Origin of the sequence: Flavobacterium crassostreae (assembly GCF_001831475.1) — a bacterium.
Lineage (GTDB): Bacteria > Bacteroidota > Bacteroidia > Flavobacteriales > Flavobacteriaceae > Flavobacterium > Flavobacterium crassostreae.
The window spans coordinates 373,603-391,129 of the sequence record NZ_CP017688.1 but is presented as its reverse complement, the minus strand read 5'-3'; the positions used below and the strand labels follow the sequence as shown (position 1 = coordinate 391,129).

Annotated in this window: 10 protein-coding genes, 2 tRNA genes, 3 rRNA genes and 1 pseudogene; 9 read left to right on the top strand and 7 right to left on the bottom strand. The window is 39.5% G+C overall.

The features are described from left to right. Window positions 1–464: 464 nt before the first annotated feature. The 5 genes from LB076_RS01745 (at window position 465) to rrf (ending at window position 5,591) form a co-directional block, all read left to right on the top strand. Window positions 465–1,978: ribosomal RNA gene (locus LB076_RS01745) — 16S ribosomal RNA — on the top strand. 128 nt (window positions 1,979–2,106) lie between these two features. After that, window positions 2,107–2,180, top strand: a tRNA-Ile gene (locus tag LB076_RS01740). Between the two features lie 94 nt (window positions 2,181–2,274). Next, window positions 2,275–2,348 (top strand) — tRNA-Ala (locus LB076_RS01735). Between the two features lie 124 nt (window positions 2,349–2,472). Next, a 23S ribosomal RNA gene (locus LB076_RS01730) occupies window positions 2,473–5,355 on the top strand. Between the two features lie 126 nt (window positions 5,356–5,481). Next, window positions 5,482–5,591 (top strand): 5S ribosomal RNA (gene rrf / locus LB076_RS01725). The 16S, 23S and 5S rRNA genes sit together here with 2 tRNA genes alongside, the layout of an rRNA operon. Window positions 5,592–5,752: 161 nt before the next feature. Here the strand turns inward: rrf and LB076_RS01720 are convergent. The 3 genes from LB076_RS01720 to LB076_RS01710 form a co-directional block, all read right to left on the bottom strand. Beyond that, a complete protein-coding gene (locus LB076_RS01720; RefSeq protein WP_198402046.1) occupies window positions 5,753–6,706 on the bottom strand; it encodes an ISAon1 family transposase in 954 nt (317 codons plus the stop codon). A gap of 10 nt (window positions 6,707–6,716) precedes the next feature. Next, window positions 6,717–7,082, bottom strand: coding sequence for an ISAon1 family transposase N-terminal region protein (locus LB076_RS01715; protein ID WP_066334588.1), 366 nt, complete (start codon window positions 7,080–7,082; stop codon window positions 6,717–6,719). A gap of 96 nt (window positions 7,083–7,178) precedes the next feature. Then, window positions 7,179–8,177, bottom strand: a complete 999-nt coding sequence (locus LB076_RS01710; RefSeq protein WP_066335763.1) for a GntR family transcriptional regulator — start codon at window positions 8,175–8,177, stop codon at window positions 7,179–7,181. 98 nt (window positions 8,178–8,275) lie between these two features. Here LB076_RS01710 and LB076_RS01705 point away from each other — a divergent pair, with 98 nt between their 5' ends. From LB076_RS01705 to LB076_RS01690, 4 genes and pseudogenes are all read left to right on the top strand, one after another. Continuing rightward, window positions 8,276–9,331 (top strand): aldose epimerase family protein, encoded by a 1,056-nt coding sequence (locus LB076_RS01705; protein ID WP_066335765.1) that lies wholly within the window; start codon window positions 8,276–8,278, stop codon window positions 9,329–9,331. Window positions 9,332–9,440: 109 nt separating this feature from the next. Then, a complete protein-coding gene (galK, locus tag LB076_RS01700) occupies window positions 9,441–10,610 on the top strand; it encodes a galactokinase (protein ID WP_066335767.1) in 1,170 nt (389 codons plus the stop codon). Window positions 10,611–10,612: 2 nt separating this feature from the next. Then, window positions 10,613–11,662: a UDP-glucose--hexose-1-phosphate uridylyltransferase gene (locus tag LB076_RS01695; RefSeq protein WP_066335769.1), complete on the top strand. Its 1,050-nt coding sequence runs from the start codon at window positions 10,613–10,615 to the stop codon at window positions 11,660–11,662. A 4-nt stretch (window positions 11,663–11,666) separates the two neighbouring features. Beyond that, window positions 11,667–13,331, top strand: a pseudogene (locus LB076_RS01690) (sodium/sugar symporter). A gap of 43 nt (window positions 13,332–13,374) precedes the next feature. Here the strand turns inward: LB076_RS01690 and LB076_RS01685 are convergent. The 4 genes from LB076_RS01685 to LB076_RS01670 form a co-directional block, all read right to left on the bottom strand. Further along, complete coding sequence (locus LB076_RS01685) at window positions 13,375–13,806, bottom strand: LexA family protein (RefSeq protein ID WP_066335772.1); 432 nt, start codon at window positions 13,804–13,806, stop codon at window positions 13,375–13,377. Further along, window positions 13,806–15,080, bottom strand: coding sequence for a Y-family DNA polymerase (locus tag LB076_RS01680; RefSeq protein WP_066335773.1), 1,275 nt, complete (start codon window positions 15,078–15,080; stop codon window positions 13,806–13,808). Before LB076_RS01680 ends, LB076_RS01685 begins: the two co-directional genes overlap by 1 nt. 176 nt (window positions 15,081–15,256) lie before the next feature. Further along, window positions 15,257–15,973 (bottom strand): DsbA family oxidoreductase, encoded by a 717-nt coding sequence (locus LB076_RS01675; protein WP_066335774.1) that lies wholly within the window; start codon window positions 15,971–15,973, stop codon window positions 15,257–15,259. A 176-nt stretch (window positions 15,974–16,149) separates the two neighbouring features. Further along, window positions 16,150–17,520 (bottom strand): NADH-quinone oxidoreductase subunit N, encoded by a 1,371-nt coding sequence (locus tag LB076_RS01670; RefSeq protein ID WP_066335777.1) that lies wholly within the window; start codon window positions 17,518–17,520, stop codon window positions 16,150–16,152. Window positions 17,521–17,527: the final 7 nt, after the last annotated feature.

Sequence of the window (17,527 nt, the reverse complement as noted above, 5' to 3'; positions counted from 1 at the left end):
ACCGAAAAAAGGCGGTAGTTTTGCACCCGCAATAAGAAACAAGTTCTTTCAAATACTGGCAAGCAGACGAAATCAAGGCGAAAATTTATTTTTCAAAAAAGAGTTCAAAAGCTTGTGAGAATTAAAGCAAAAGTTTACATTTGCACCCCGCTAAACAAGCGACGTTATTTGACATACTGCTAAGAGAAATAGAGAAAAAATTAAAAAATTATTTTTTAAAAAAACCTCAAAATTTTCTTGCCAGTTACCAAAACAAGTTGTAGTTTTGCACCCGCTTCGAGAGTCACGAAAATTGACCGACGAAACGAGAAACAAGATAAGACACGTTCCTAGACATATTGAATTGACAGCCGTTTTAAGAGAGATCTTAAGACAAAGAATAAGAGTAATAGAAATGCAAGAATAAAAAAGAACCAATAGATCTTCAGTCAAAAATAAATAGCTTAGAGATAAGCAAACAATATACGATGAAGAGTTTGATCCTGGCTCAGGATGAACGCTAGCGGCAGGCTTAACACATGCAAGTCGAGGGGTATAGTTCTTCGGAACTAGAGACCGGCGCACGGGTGCGTAACGCGTATGCAATCTACCTTTCACAGAGGGATAGCCCAGAGAAATTTGGATTAATACCTCATAGTATAGCAGTCTCGCATGAGATCACTATTAAAGATTTATCGGTGAAAGATGAGCATGCGTCCCATTAGCTAGTTGGTATGGTAACGGCATACCAAGGCTACGATGGGTAGGGGTCCTGAGAGGGAGATCCCCCACACTGGTACTGAGACACGGACCAGACTCCTACGGGAGGCAGCAGTGAGGAATATTGGACAATGGGCGCAAGCCTGATCCAGCCATGCCGCGTGCAGGATGACGGTCCTATGGATTGTAAACTGCTTTTATACAGGAAGAAACCCTGGTTCGAGAACCAGCTTGACGGTACTGTAAGAATAAGGATCGGCTAACTCCGTGCCAGCAGCCGCGGTAATACGGAGGATCCAAGCGTTATCCGGAATCATTGGGTTTAAAGGGTCCGTAGGCGGTCAGATAAGTCAGTGGTGAAAGCCCATCGCTCAACGGTGGAACGGCCATTGATACTGTCTGACTTGAATTATTAGGAAGTAACTAGAATATGTAGTGTAGCGGTGAAATGCTTAGAGATTACATGGAATACCAATTGCGAAGGCAGGTTACTACTAATTGATTGACGCTGATGGACGAAAGCGTGGGTAGCGAACAGGATTAGATACCCTGGTAGTCCACGCCGTAAACGATGGATACTAGCTGTTGGGCGCAAGTTCAGTGGCTAAGCGAAAGTGATAAGTATCCCACCTGGGGAGTACGAACGCAAGTTTGAAACTCAAAGGAATTGACGGGGGCCCGCACAAGCGGTGGAGCATGTGGTTTAATTCGATGATACGCGAGGAACCTTACCAAGGCTTAAATGTAGAATGACCGGTTTGGAAACAGACCTTTCGCAAGACAATTTACAAGGTGCTGCATGGTTGTCGTCAGCTCGTGCCGTGAGGTGTCAGGTTAAGTCCTATAACGAGCGCAACCCCTGTTGTTAGTTGCCATCGAGTCAAGTCGGGAACTCTAACAAGACTGCCAGTGTAAACTGTGAGGAAGGTGGGGATGACGTCAAATCATCACGGCCCTTACGCCTTGGGCTACACACGTGCTACAATGGACGGTACAGAGAGCAGCCACTATGCAAATAGGAGCGAATCTACAAAACCGTTCTCAGTTCGGATCGGAGTCTGCAACTCGACTCCGTGAAGCTGGAATCGCTAGTAATCGGATATCAGCCATGATCCGGTGAATACGTTCCCGGGCCTTGTACACACCGCCCGTCAAGCCATGGAAGCTGGGGGTGCCTGAAGTCGGTGACCGCAAGGAGCTGCCTAGGGTAAAACTGGTAACTAGGGCTAAGTCGTAACAAGGTAGCCGTACCGGAAGGTGCGGCTGGAACACCTCCTTTCTAGAGCCTTAGTGTTAGCGCAAGCACGCTAGGGAAAGAGACGAAAAGAGAAGTTGGTCATTATGCTTAAAATTTTATTACTCTTGCTGTTAATTTAAAAAAAGAACAAATAATTTAAGAATGAAGAGTGTCTCGTAGCTCAGCTGGTTAGAGTACTACACTGATAATGTAGGGGTCGACAGTTCGAGTCTGTCCGAGACAACAATTTAGGATTAGTTATATATAAGGAAATTTTAGAAGTATGAGTATGAATACCTTAATTCAAAATTCAACATTCATAATTTAAGATTAGAAATGGGGGATTAGCTCAGCTGGCTAGAGCGCCTGCCTTGCACGCAGGAGGTCAACGGTTCGACTCCGTTATTCTCCACAATTCCGAAAGGAAAAAAGTTCATTGACATATTGAGATAAGAAAATATTACAAGTAGAAAGCGTTTTTTACTATTAGTAGTAAAAGACAAAAAAAACGGTCTTAATTAATTTTAAGATTGGTACAATAAGCAAAATAAGGGCGTATGGGGGATGCCTTGGCTCTCAGAGGCGATGAAGGGCGTGATAAGCTGCGAAAAGTTACGGGGACGAGCACACATCGATTGATCCGTAAATACCCGAATGGGGCAACCCACTATGTTGAAGACATAGTACACCTACGGGTGGGCAAACCCGCTGAACTGAAACATCTAAGTAGGCGGAGGAGAAGAAAACAAAAGTGATTCCGTAAGTAGTGGCGAGCGAACGCGGATTAGCCCAAACCAAAGTTGTTACGGCAATTTTGGGGTTGTAGGACCACGATATTCCATGTAAAACGAACTAGAATCTACTGGAAAGTAGAACCAAAGAGGGTGATAGTCCTGTATAGGTAAGTGCTATAATGGATAGTGGTATCCTGAGTAGGGCGGGACACGAGAAATCCTGTCTGAATTTGGCGGGACCATCCGCTAAGGCTAAATACTCCTGAGAGACCGATAGTGAACCAGTACCGTGAGGGAAAGGTGAAAAGAACCGTGAATAACGGAGTGAAATAGATCCTGAAACCATACGCTTACAAGCGGTCGGAGCCCTTTCGTGGGGTGACGGCGTGCCTTTTGCATAATGAGCCTACGAGTTAACGTTGCTGGCAAGGATAAGTGGTTAAGCCACGGATCCGTAGCGAAAGCGAGTCTGAATAGGGCGCTTTAGTCAGTAGTGTTAGACGCGAAACCGTGTGATCTACCCATGGACAGGTTGAAGCTTTGTTAACCCAAAGTGGAGGACCGAACCCGTTGACGTTGAAAAGTCTTGGGATGATCTGTGGGTAGGGGTGAAAGGCCAATCAAACTCGGAAATAGCTCGTACTCCCCGAAATGCATTTAGGTGCAGCGTTATGTTTAAGTTATATAGAGGTAGAGCTACTGATTGGATGCGGGGGCTTCACCGCCTACCAATTCCTGACAAACTCCGAATGCTATATAATGTTTCATAACAGTGAGGGCTTGGGTGCTAAGGTCCAAGTCCGAGAGGGAAAGAACCCAGACCATCAGCTAAGGTCCCCAAATATATACTAAGTTGAAAGAACGCGGTTTGTCTGCCTAGACAGCTAGGATGTTGGCTTGGAAGCAGCCATTCATTTAAAGAGTGCGTAACAGCTCACTAGTCGAGCGGACGAGCATGGATAATAATCGGGCATAAGTATATTACCGAAGCTATGGATTTACGATAATACGTAAGTGGTAGGGGAGCATTCTAATGGGGTTGAAGGTGATTCGTAAGGGTTGCTGGACTAATTAGAAAAGAAAATGTAGGCATAAGTAACGATAATGCGGGCGAGAAACCCGCACACCGAAAGACTAAGGTTTCCACAGCTATGCTAATCAGCTGTGGGTTAGTCGGGACCTAAGGCGAACCCGAAAGGGACAGTCGATGGACAACGGGTTAATATTCCCGTACTAGTTTTAACTGTGATGGGGTGACGGAGTAATGAAAGTGTCGCGAACTGACGGAATAGTTCGTTGAAGTACGTACCTATAGGCTGCGCAGGCAAATCCACGCGGCTTGGGGAAATACGATAGTACTCGGCGTCTTCGGACAAAGAGATAGTACACCTAAGCGCTTCCAAGAAAAACCTCTAAACTTCAGGTTAATAGTACCCGTACCGCAAACCGACACAGGTAGTCGAGATGAGAATTCTAAGGTGCTCGAGAGATTCATGGCTAAGGAATTAGGCAAAATAGACCCGTAACTTCGGGAGAAGGGTCGCCAGCAGCAATGCTGGCCGCAGTGAAGAGGTCCAGGCGACTGTTTATCAAAAACACAGGGCTCTGCAAAATCGTAAGATGAAGTATAGGGCCTGACACCTGCCCGGTGCTGGAAGGTTAAGAGGAGATGTTATCTTCGGAGAAGCATTGAATTGAAGCCCCAGTAAACGGCGGCCGTAACTATAACGGTCCTAAGGTAGCGAAATTCCTTGTCGGGTAAGTTCCGACCTGCACGAATGGTGTAACGATCTGGACACTGTCTCAGCCATGAGCTCGGTGAAATTGTAGTAGCGGTGAAGATGCCGCTTACCCGCAGTGGGACGAAAAGACCCTGTGCACCTTTACTATAGCTTAGTATTGACCTTGGACAAATGATGTGTAGGATAGGTTGGAGACTATGAAGTGGCGTCGCTAGGCGTTGTGGAGTCATTGTTGAAATACAACCCTTTGTTTGTCTGAGGCCTAACCCCGCATTGCGGGGGACATTGCTTGGTGGGTAGTTTGACTGGGGTGGTCGCCTCCAAAAGAGTAACGGAGGCTTCTAAAGGTTCCCTCAGTACGCTTGGTAACCGTGCGTAGAGTGCAATGGCATAAGGGAGCTTGACTGAGAGACATACAGGTCGATCAGGTACGAAAGTAGAGCATAGTGATCCGGTGGTTCCGCATGGAAGGGCCATCGCTCAAAGGATAAAAGGTACGCCGGGGATAACAGGCTGATCTCCCCCAAGAGCTCATATCGACGGGGGGGTTTGGCACCTCGATGTCGGCTCGTCACATCCTGGGGCTGGAGAAGGTCCCAAGGGTTGGGCTGTTCGCCCATTAAAGTGGCACGCGAGCTGGGTTCAGAACGTCGTGAGACAGTTCGGTCTCTATCTACTGTGGGCGCAAGAAATTTGAGTGGATCTGATTCTAGTACGAGAGGACCGAATTGGACAAACCTCTAGTGTATCTGTTGTCACGCCAGTGGCATGGCAGAGTAGCTACGTTTGGAAGGGATAAGCGCTGAAAGCATATAAGCGCGAAACCCACCACAAGATGAGATTTCTTTTAAGGATCGTGGGAGATGACCACGTTGATAGGCTATAGATGTAAAGGCAGTAATGTCATAGTCGAGTAGTACTAATAATCCGTAAGCTTATGTACACCCTTTCCAGCTTCGTAAGAGGCTGGGGAAACTTTCTAATTATATTTTTTTCTTTATCTCAGTATGTTACGATATTCTGTAATGTTTATTAGCACCATGCTAATTTACCCATTGCAAAACGACCTTAAGGTGGTTATTGCGGCGGGGCTCACCTCTTCCCATCCCGAACAGAGAAGTTAAGCCCGCCTGCGCAGATGGTACTGCAGTTATGTGGGAGAGTATGTCGTCGCCTTTCTTTATGGAACCCCAACTTGTAAAAGTTGGGGTTCTTTTTTTTTATAGGTACGACGTGTCGGCTAAAAGCCTCGATCCGTCGCCTTTCTTTTTAAAAAACCCTTATCCTAATCGGATAAGGGTTTTTTGGGATCAATCCTAAAACCTGTGGAGCAGCAAAAATTAGGCATAAATAGTAGTTAGCCTAAAAAGGAAAAACTCAATGTTTCTAACACCTCTAAACTGAGATCTAAAAGCTTTTATTTTGGCGTTAAAGGATTCTGCTGATGCATTAGTACTTCTGTTATCAAAATAGTTCAATATGTTTTGATAATGATTGATTATGGTTCGAGATATTGTATTGAAAGACTTAAATCCTGATTGATTTACTTTTTCATGCCATTTAGCTAGTCTGGCAAAACCAATGATTTTATCGGTTGTGTTTTCAAAAATGTTCCGTAATCCTTGAGATAGATTGTAAGCTTCTTTTATGTCGGGATATAATTCAAACAACAATAATGCTCGTTGTAATTGATTCGCCGTCCATTTTGATTTATTCTTGTATAAGAAATACCTACTTCTAGCAAGTAACTGCTTAATAGTATCTCCATTAGTCAATACTTCAGGCTCAAATCTTTTCTTGTTTTTCTTCGCTTTTTCTATTGCCTGATTTTCTTGGTCTATAGCTTGCCAACGGTATTTAATTCTTATTTCCTGTAAAGCTTCTGTAGCCAATTTTTGAACGTGGAACCGGTCGATTACGCGAGTTGCATTAGGAAAGGATTTCTTGGCAATGAGCCCCATATTTCCTGCCATATCTAGGGTTATCTCGGTGACTAGATTTCGTTGTTTAAGAGGGATTCTTTCAATGATAGCGATTACCGTTTCAGCTTTGGTTCCTGCAATCATAGCCACTATAGTTCCTTTCTTTCCCTTTCCAGCTTTGTTGGTCAAAATAGTATAGAGTTCGCCATTGGACAAGGAGGTTTCGTCAATTGATAAGCGTTTGCCTATGTTTTCTGGAAATATAAGCCATTGTTTTGCGTGTAGTTTTTGATCCCATATTTTGAAATCACTTAGAAAATCTTTGTATTGATGTTGTAGATTTTTACCGCTAACGCCATAGAAAGAGGCGATAGCATTACAATCATTTGGGCTGGAATCTATGGATCTCTTTTAAAAAAGACGCAAACTCCTGGGTTACACGAGTTCCGTCTGCTACTAAATTCCAATCTCTAAAAACTACTTTTCCAGTATCTTCATTCAGCCATCTTCTTCGAGTGATATGAAGATATACCTGATGCCCACGGATAGGGAAATCCTGAACTGTTATTTCATCAAAGAACCCTTTTGAACTTAATTTAGATTGTCGATGTTCTTTAGGAATTGAATTAATCTCCTTTAAGTAAAGATGAAGTATCTCTTCCTCTTTTTTATAGGAAGTCAGTTCAAAGTATTCAACTATGATTTCAGGAAGTAACAACTTGAGAAGGTCGACAAAAGAATCTTGCATTTGTATCTGATTTGGAAATACAAATATCTCTATTTTTATATTTCCCCACAACTTTTAGACTTGATCCTATTTTAGGCTATAACTGTTTAAAATTAGCTAGAATGAATTTCGTAGTATTACATTGCATTCATTTTCAATTTGTTTTTTTTCGTTTTTTTGAACCATTTTAGCCATTTCTTTTCCCATTGCATGAAAATTGGTCGAGATGGTTGTGATTCCATTTTCTACTACTTTTTTTAGAGGGGTGTCATTGTACGATATGATTCCAAAATCCGTTCCTAGTTTTAATTTCTGTTCTTTGGATGCTTCAATCACATGGACTAAGTCTCTATCATTAGGGATTATATATAGATCTCCTTTAGAAATTTTTCGGTCTTTAAACTCGGTGATTATTTCGTGTTTTAAAGTGTTTTTCCTGCAGTATTTAATAAATCCTTCTTTCATGCCTAATGGTTCTCTAAATCCTGGAAAAATAAGTATGAATTGACTATAGTTTTCTAATCTATTCTTTTCTTTTTTTAAGGCTTCATAAATGTCTTTTATGAAATTTTGGTATACTGCTGGGTAGTGTTTTAAATTTGGATTTGTTTGGTCTAGTATATAGACGTCATTAACTGGTAGGGTTTTTAATAGTGTAGCAGCTTCTGTTAAGGCAGTAGGCATAATAATGTATTTGGTATACTTGCCATTTGCTTCTGTAATTAGTTTTTTAAAAACGGCTATATTGAAATGATGAAAATAGAGGTCTACTTGAGTTTGTTTGTCTAGGTTTGATAGAAAGGCATTGTAGATGTCTTCTTTAAAAATATTTAGTTCGTCAAATAATAAGAATATTTTCTTTTCAATAGCAATCTCTATGCTTTTTAAATAATACCCTTTGCCAGGAATGGCGTAAATCAACCCTCTTTTTTTTAATTCTTCATAGGCTTGTAGTACCGTGTCTCTGGATATTTGGTGCTCCATCCTTACTTTATTTATAGAAGGGAGTTTTTCTCCTAGCTGTATTTTATTGTGTTGTATTGCTTTTTCGATTGCATGTATGATTTGGGTGTATTTAGCAACGCCTAGATTATTTTGAATGGTTATAAGTTTCATAGAATACCTTTTTTGGCAAGATACAAAAACTGGTAGGTACTAGTATGTTTTGTTGCTTAATTACTTTATTTTTGAATTTCACTTTTTGTAATAAAATAATGAAAAAAAAACACATCTCTCATTTTAAAAACCAAAAAGAGTTAGAATTATTTGGTATTATGCCAGATGGTCAAGAGGTGTACTGCTCTAAATTAGTAAACAAAAACGGTTTAGAACTTCGAATTATTAATTATGGCGCTACATTACAATCTTTGAAAATTCCTTTAAAAAATGGAGAAGTAGTAGATGTTGTTTTGGGATTTGCTAGTTTAAAGAATTATCTGCAGTCTTTTGATTTACATGGGGCTCCCTATTTTGGAGCTACCATTGGTAGGTATGCAGGAAGGATACAAGATGGTACTTTTGTTTTGAACGGAAATACTTTTTTTTTAAATAAAAACAACCAAGGCAATTGCCTTCATGGTGGCAACAAAGGCTTTAGTGAAGCAATTTGGCAATTTGAAAGTATTAACGATACTGGAACAAATCCTTCGGTTAGTTTGCATTATTTTAGCCCCTCTGGAGAGGAGAATTTTCCGGGAGATTTATCTGTAACCGTAACGTATTGTTTGACAGAAGAGAATGAAGTAGTGGTAACCTATCAGGCTACCACCACGGCGGATACGGTTGTAAATTTGACCCATCATAGTTATTTTAATTTAGATGGTCATACTACCGAGATTACCAACCAAGAGCTAATGGTAAATGCTACTAAGGTTTTAGAAATTAAAAAAGATGGCATACCCACAGGACGTTTTTTAAATAGCCAAGGTACAAATTTGGATTACAAAAAACCTTCTGCTTGCCCAGAGCGTATCGATACTACGTTTGTTTTGCCACAAGATGAAGTATTGGCAGCTTGCTTATTTAGTAAAAAAAACCATTTAAAAATGAGTGTCTATACCAACCAACCTGGGGTTCATATTTATGTTGGGGGCAATTGTTTTAATCGGATTGAAGGAAAAGAAGGGGCTGCTTATACAGCTTTAAGTGGTATTTGTTTTGAAACCCAAAATTTTCCAGACGCACCCAACCAGAGTCATTTTCCGGATGCTGTGTTGCGTAAATCCGACAAGTACCAACATACGTGTACTTATAAACTGGAATTTTTATGAAATTTGAAATACCTAATGGGATACTTTTTGTTTTTTATTTTGAGTTCCGTTGCTCTAATTCCAAAGAACGAGTAATACCAATTAAATAAACCGCTATAACACTTAAGCTATGCAGACTACTGATTTAATAACTAAAACAAAAAATCACTTTGAGAACACATTTAATTCTAAAGTAGAAAAAATGGTTCTTTCACCAGGTAGGATAAATATACTCGGAGAACATATTGATTATAATGATGGTTTTGTTCTACCCGCGGCCATAGATAAGATTATTTGCTTTGCTTTTGAAAAAAACAATAGCCAAAAATGCAAAATTATAGCCTTAGATCTAGATGAAGAATTTGAAATAGACCTTACTCAAGAAGTGCAACTTGAGGCAACCGTTTGGACTAATTATTTTCGGGGTATAATCCAGCTATTAAAAAGTAATGGTTTTGTATTGGAAGGATTTAACTGTGTCTTTAGTAGCAATATCCCGGTTGGTTCTGGATTGTCTTCTTCGGCTGCTCTAGAATGTGGTTTTTTGTTTGGAATAAACGAACTATTTGGTTTAAATATAAAGCCATTAGACATTGCTTTGATGGGACAAAAAGCGGAACATTGGGTAGGGATTCATTGCGGTATCATGGACCAGTTTGCTAGTGTGATGGGTAGAAAAGACAAAGTAATTAAGTTAGATTGCACTACTTTAGAGTATACCTACCACGATGCAGATTTTAAGGATTATGTACTGGTTTTATTTGATTCTAATGTCAAACATGCCTTAATGACCTCTGCATACAACCAACGAAGACAAGAATGCGAAGAAGGCTTGGCTATTATTAAAAACCATTTTGCAGCAGTCCATACCTTTAGGGATTGTACCCTAGAGCAACTACTAAGTTTAAAAACAAAAATGCCTGAGCCTGTTTATAAACGTTGTTTTTTTGTGATTAAAGAAATCGATAGAGTGAACAAGGCATGCGAAGCACTAGATACTGGTGCCATTACAACTCTAGGAGAATTGCTGTTTGCTACCCATGAAGGACTATCTAAAGAGTACGAGGTAAGCTGTGATGAACTGGATTTTTTAGTAGCTACTGTCAAAAAAAATCCCGCCGTAGTGGGTGCCCGTGTTATGGGAGGTGGTTTTGGCGGTTGCACCCTTAATCTTATTAAAAAAGGGTCTCAGGACAAAATTAAGGAAGAGCTCTCCAAGGCCTATCTAGATCAATTTGGAATAGAATTAAAAATATATGATGTAAAAATTGGCAATGGCACTTCATTGCACGAACTCTAATTATGAAAAAATTTGATATCAGTCAAGACCCACACAGACGCTATAACCCCTTGCTGGAAGAGTGGGTTTTGGTCTCTCCACATAGATCCAAAAGACCGTGGCAAGGCCAAAACGAAACCATTGCTTTAGACACATTGCCAGAATTGGATAAAAACTGTTACTTGTGTCCCGGAAATAGTAGAGCAAATGGAGCTGTCAATCCTTTATATGAGGGACCATTTGTTTTTGAGAATGATTTTGCGGCTTTAAAGACAGAAGAGCTTTCTTTTTTAGAAACCCAAACGGAATCGTTCTTTAAAGCACAACCCGAAAGGGGGATTTCGAGAGTAGTTTGTTTTTCACCCAAACATAATTTGACTTTGCCAGAAATGTCTCTCGAAGCTATTGCAGCTATTATTCGTGCCTGGCAACAAGAATATGCTAATTTGGGAAACATAGATTACATCCAACATGTTCAGATTTTTGAGAACAAAGGCAGCGTAATGGGGTGCAGCAATCCCCATCCACACGGACAAATTTGGGCACAATCTTCGTTACCTACTCAGGTGCAAAAAACCCATGCTAGTTTGACTTCTTATTTTAAAACAAAAGGCAGTAATTTATTACAAGACTATTTAAAGCAAGAACTCCTTTTAGACCAGCGGATTGTGATGCAAACCGATCATTTTGTGGCATTGGTTCCTTTTTGGGCTATTTGGCCCTACGAGACCATGGTTATAAGCAAACGGCATTTGACTACAATCACAGAGTTTACAGCAGATGAAGTAACCGATTTTGCATTACTACTACAGCATTTGACCATTAAATATGACAACCTTTTTGAAACTTCCTTTCCTTATTCCTCGGGTATTCATCAAGCGCCCACAGATGGTTTGGCACATCCAGAATGGCAGTTTCATATGCACTTTTACCCGCCTTTATTACGATCTGCTACAGTAAAGAAATTTATGGTAGGTTATGAAATGTTGGGAGAATCTCAAAGGGATATTACCCCAGAACGAAGTGCACAAATTTTAAAAGAACAATCAATTATTCATTACAAACAACAATAAAAAAATGATAACAGAATTCGGGTTTTTAGATTATTTTGTATTTACAGCCTATGCAGTCTTGATTTTGGGTGTAGGTTTATGGGTTTCTCGCGAAAAAGATGGCCATCAAAAAAATGCAGAAGATTATTTTTTGGCTAGCAAATCGTTGCCTTGGTGGGCTATTGGGTCGTCATTGATAGCAGCCAATATATCTGCAGAACAATTTATCGGAATGTCTGGTTCTGGTTTTGCACTTGGATTAGCTATTGCCTCCTACGAATGGATGGCTGCTTTTACGTTATTAATTGTCGGAAAATATTTTTTGCCGATTTTTATTGAAAAAGGAATTTATACCATTCCTGAATTTGTAGAAAAACGCTTTTCTACCAACCTAAAAACAATATTAGCCGTATTTTGAATTGCTCTATATGTATTTGTTAACCTAACTACGGTGTTGTATTTAGGAGGTTTGGCCATCGAAACTATTTTGGGCATTGACATGATGTATGCCATTATAGGTTTAGCACTGTTTTCTGCGGCGTATTCTTTATATGGTGGTTTATCTGCAGTAGCTTGGACAGATGTAATTCAGGTTGTTTTTTTGGTGTTAGGAGGATTGGTTACTACTTATTTGGCCTTAGATACGGTTTCTAATGGAGCAGGAATGTGGCAAGGTCTCCAAAAAATATACCATGCTGCGCCAGATCGTTTTGTTATGATTTTAGACCAAAGCAATCCCGAATACAAGAACCTTCCAGGAATAGGCGTTTTAGTTGGAGGACTTTGGGTTGCTAATATTTATTATTGGGGATTCAACCAGTATATTATCCAACGTACCTTAGCAGCTAAATCCTTACAAGAGGCTCAAAAAGGAATTTTACTTGCAGCATTTTTAAAACTAATTATCCCATTAATTGTAGTAGTTCCAGGGATTGCTGCTTATGTAATTGTTAATGATCCTGAGATAATGGCTAGGTTAGGTGTTTCTGCCATAGAAAATTTACCCGGAATGGCCACCGCAGATAGGGCGTATCCTTGGTTACTACATTTTTTACCAGCAGGTTTAAAAGGGTTGGCATTTGCGGCATTAGCAGCTGCAATTGTATCGTCTTTAGCATCTATGTTGAACTCCACTTCTACTATTTTTACTATGGATATTTATAAGCAATATATCCATAAAAACGCGGATGATAAAACCACCGTAAACGTAGGGCGTTTATCCGCAGCCGGGGCATTACTAATAGCAGTAATCATGGCGCCACTTTTGGGAGGTATCGATCAGGCTTTTCAATTTATACAAGAATATACCGGTATTGTAAGTCCAGGTATTTTGGCAGTATTTATTTTAGGATTATTTTGGAAAAAAACTACCAACAAGGCAGCCATCTGGGGAGCTTTGCTATCGATCCCTATTGCTATGTTCTTTAAAATAGGACCAAAACAATGGCTTGCACAAAGTAGTATAGGCTCATTTTTTCCGGATTTGCCATGGATGGACCAAATGGGATATACCGCAGTACTCACCATGTTGTTGATTGTTGTAGTTAGTTTGTTGCAAAATAAAGGCAAAGCCGATTCTAAAGGAATTCCTTTGACCAAAGAACTCTTTAAAACCAGTCCTCTTTTTACCATTGGTTCTTTTGTGATTATGCTAGTGTTGGTAGTGGTTTACGCCGTTTTTTGGAAATAAAAGACTACTAAATCTAAAAATCTGAAATTAAATACGTTTAATTTCAGATTTTTTTTATCACATAGGTAACAATTCCCCAAATAATCAACTCCATATCTTTGGTTATTTTTATAGGAGAATATTCTTTGTTTTCGGGCATCAAATACAAACAGTCTTTTTCTAACAAAATACGTTTGACCGTAAAAGCCCCATCAACATAACAAACCGCAACTTTGTTGTTTTGAGGTTCCAGACTTCGATCTACCACCAATACATCTTTGTCATTTATCCCCGCATCCATCATAGAGTTCCCTTTCACTTTTATGTAAAAAGTAGCCAAAGGATTTTGGGATAGTTCCTTATTTAGATCAATATTATTTTCTAAAAAATCGGTAGCCGGAGACGGAAACCCTGCCGAAACCCCATCTGCAATAAATGGAATTTTTAGCGCGCTATTTAAATCCGGACAAAACATCGTCAGTTTCTGGTCTTTCATCACAAACAATTTATTTGTAGTATTTCCTTAAAGTTAGTAGTGTATTTTGACGACAAATGGTTTTGATTCATATTCCAAGTTAGGCCTAAATCTTGTGAGGCTAGTTTTACTTTTGTAGTCCCAATTTTTGTATTTATGGCATCCATGGCTTTCATCAGCGCTTGGTGTTTTGGATTTTCTTCTTCAAAGAGTTGCCATTGTTTGGCATCTTCATCTACCAGTTCTGTAAGTACAACACCTGCTTTTTTAAATTTTAAATGGGCATTGCCTTGGTGCAGCCTTTTTAAAATTGTTACCGCAGCATCGGCAATTGTCAGAGTAGAATTTGTTGCATACGGCAGAGTTAGAGCACTATTAAAATAATATTTAGAAGTTATTATACGGTGTTTGTCCACCACCAAAAACACCATTATAGTATGACAACAGGAGTTTTGTTTGCGTAGTTTTTCGGCGCATACTGCTGCAAAAGTAGCAACACGCTCGCGTAGTAAATCATAATCTGCAATTTGTATCGGAAAACTTCGACTAATAGAAATGCTCTTTTTTTGCTCCATCTCTGGTTCTAAATCCAAAACAGACTTTCCTTCCAGCTCATATTTAAGGCGCATTCCTACCACCCCAAGTTCTTTTTTAATCCAAGACTCATGTTGGGGCTGTATAAAATCAAGAGCCGTGTTTATTTTGCGCAGCCGAGCCTTTTGCGCCGTGCGATGCCCAATGCCCCAGACCTCTTCAATAGCAGCCCATTTTAGCGCCTTGTATCTTTTTTGGTCGGTATCTATAACATAAACACCAGCAGTTCTTTCCGGAAATTTTTTGGCTATTTTATTGGCCAGTTTAGCCAAAACTTTCGTTTCTGCAAAGCCAATACACACCGGAATTCCGACCCATTTTTGAATCCTTTCTTTGATCAAAGCACCATATTGAGAATAATTAGTAACCGATATGCCTTCCAAATCCAAAAAAGCCTCATCAATACTATAAATCTCTACGTGCGGCGTAAATTGAGCCAATATCCCCATAACCCGATTACTCAAATCCCCATAGAGTGCATAATTGGACGAAAATAGTGTAACATCCTGCTCCTTAACCAACTCTTTTATTCTAAAAGCAGGCGCCCCCATCGGAACGCCAACCGCCTTAGCCTCATAACTCCTCGAAATCACGCAGCCATCATTGTTAGACAATACGGCAATAGGCCTGCCGTTGTATTCTGGTTGAAATACACGTTCACAAGAGGCATAAAAATTATTACAATCTACTAAAGCATACATATTGCAAAATTAACCAATTACCAACAAAGCCCTAGTTACAAAGCCTGAAATTATTTTATTTGTTAACAAATAGTCTTTCTAAGGAGCTTCATCCCGCTATCCGCTATATCTTTTTATCCTGAAAAAAATCAGGATAAAAAGGATGCCGCTACTATCGGGGCTAGGAGTATAGTGGTTTAATTACAGCCTTGCGTACCACAAGAAGCACCATCCTGAGCACTTAAGTCCTCTAGTGGAATATTGTAATGGCCATCTTCCCAAACTTTTTCTAGCGTTTTCACAAAAGTATCTACTTCTTGTGCACCAGAGACCGCATATTTAGAGTCAAACACAAAAAATGGAACCCCTTTTACCCCTATGTTTTGCGCCATTTCAAGATCCGCATGCACCTCTTTCGCGTAAGCATCCGTTTCTAAAACCGCATCCACCTCCTGTTCTGGCAAACCCACTTGTAGCGCTAACTCTTTAAGAGTTACCAAATCATTTACATTTTTGCCATCCGTCAAATAGGCTTTAAACAGGATTTCTTCCATTGTATTGGATAGCTGGTATTTTTTGGCTAGATGCAATAGGCGGTGGGCATTAAAGGAGTTTGCCATAATAGCCTTTTCCAGTCTAAAGTCTAGACCTGCACTCTTTGCATTTTGAGTCATGCTCTGCATCATTTCTTGCGCCCAGTGCACATCTTTACGATATTTTTCGGCCAAATGCTCCACAATACTGTCTTCAGCAGAGGCTATAAAATTGGCGTCCAATTGAAAACTCTTCCATTCTATTTCTACATTATCCCTATGCTCAAATTGCGCAAGCGCAGCTTCGATTCTTCTTTTTCCGATATAACAATATGGACACATTACATCGGACCAAATTTGTATTTTTAGTTTTGTAGCCATTTTTTAAGGAATTAATTTAAAAATTTGTATATACAAATGTATTCAAAAAAAAGTAGTTAAAATAGGTTTTAAGGATTTATTGGCAAAACAACCCTTAGAGATCCTCAGCTATCTGTAAACAAAAAACCCATCAAAAAAGGTATTTGATGGGTTTTGGTATACAAACAAAAAGAATTTTAAGGTAATAAATCCATAACTAATGACGGAAACAATCCTAATGCAATATTCAATACAATAGCAACTATTGCCACAGCATAAATAACAACAGGAGTTGCAGTTCGGGCTTCATTAGGTTCTTTGGTGTACATGGCTAGGATTAATTTAAAGTAATATCCTACACTGATAATAGAGTTCAGTATCGCAACAATTACTAGGGCTAAATATCCAGCCTGTATGGTTTGATTGAATAAAAATAATTTAGCAAAAAATCCCGAAAATATAGGAATACCCGCCATAGATAATAAGGATGCTGTAAGAATGGCCGCCAATAAGGCGTTGGTTTTTCCTAAACCATGAAAATTAGTAATATCTTCATTTTCATGGTTTTTACAAACATACAATATAACACTAAATGCAGCAATACCCGCTAGGGCATACGCCGAGGTATAATACAATAGTGTAGCTGCAGCATTGGTGGTGCTCAAGAGCGTCATTAGCATAAATCCTGCATGGGATATGCCCGAAAATGCAAGCATACGTTTTACGTTAACCTGACGCAGTGCCATAATATTACCAACGGTCATCGAAGCCATAGAAATAATAACAATTACTAACTGAAAACTCTCTGAAATATCCGCATTCATGGCAGTTACTAATTTGTACAAAGAGGCTATAGCAACCACTTTTGCTAAAGTGCTCATTAAAGCAGTAGTCAACGCCGGAGAACCTTCATAAACATCTGGTGCCCAAAAATGAAATGGTACCGCAGCAATTTTAAATAACATCCCTATAAAAACCAGTACAATTCCGATAGGAAACCAAATTGGTAACTCTGCAGATCGGGACAATTCACTGATTTCGATAACATCAAAACTTCCCATTGCGCCATAAATCAAACAAATTCCAAAAAGAATAATTCCAGATGCAAAAGATCCCATAAGAAAATATTTTAGTCCCGCCTCGTTGCTTTTTATGCTCAATCGGTTGCTAGAAGCCAAAATATAAAGGGCAATAGATAACACTTCAATCCCCAAAAAGAACATGGCTAAATTTCCAAAAGAAACCATTGCGACTGCTCCAGCGAGTAAAAATATTTTTATGGCAATAAAATCAGATAGTTTGGATTGGTTGTTTTGATAAAATTTATGTCCGAGTGTAACTAAAAATATAGTTAGAACGATAAACAACGCAGAGAAAGCAGCAGAAAATTTACTCACTACAATCATGTTGTTATAATAGGCCTGTGGCGTATTAAATTCGGATATGGTAAGCCCAAGCACGCCCAACAATCCAATAACGGTTGCTGGAATAAGCGCCTTTCTTGCTTCAAAGATTTCAAATAAAAGGCATAAAACACCCAATCCTATTATAGCTATTAATGTATTCATTTTTTTT

Bases quoted from the DNA above. Each gene is read 5' to 3' on its own strand.
- LB076_RS01695 (WP_066335769.1), top strand. From the start codon at position 10,613: ATGAAAAAATTTGATATCAGTCAAGACCCACACAGACGCTATAACCCC.
- LB076_RS01670 (WP_066335777.1), bottom strand. From the start codon at position 17,520: ATGAATACATTAATAGCTATAATAGGATTGGGTGTTTTATGCCTTTTA.
- LB076_RS01680 (WP_066335773.1), bottom strand. From the start codon at position 15,080: ATGTATGCTTTAGTAGATTGTAATAATTTTTATGCCTCTTGTGAACGT.
- LB076_RS01715 (WP_066334588.1), bottom strand. From the start codon at position 7,082: ATGCAAGATTCTTTTGTCGACCTTCTCAAGTTGTTACTTCCTGAAATC.
- LB076_RS01685 (WP_066335772.1), bottom strand. From the start codon at position 13,806: ATGAAAGACCAGAAACTGACGATGTTTTGTCCGGATTTAAATAGCGCG.
- LB076_RS01675 (WP_066335774.1), bottom strand. From the start codon at position 15,973: ATGGCTACAAAACTAAAAATACAAATTTGGTCCGATGTAATGTGTCCA.
- LB076_RS01705 (WP_066335765.1), top strand. From the start codon at position 8,276: ATGAAAAAAAAACACATCTCTCATTTTAAAAACCAAAAAGAGTTAGAA.
- LB076_RS01710 (WP_066335763.1), bottom strand. From the start codon at position 8,177: ATGAAACTTATAACCATTCAAAATAATCTAGGCGTTGCTAAATACACC.
- galK (WP_066335767.1), top strand. From the start codon at position 9,441: ATGCAGACTACTGATTTAATAACTAAAACAAAAAATCACTTTGAGAAC.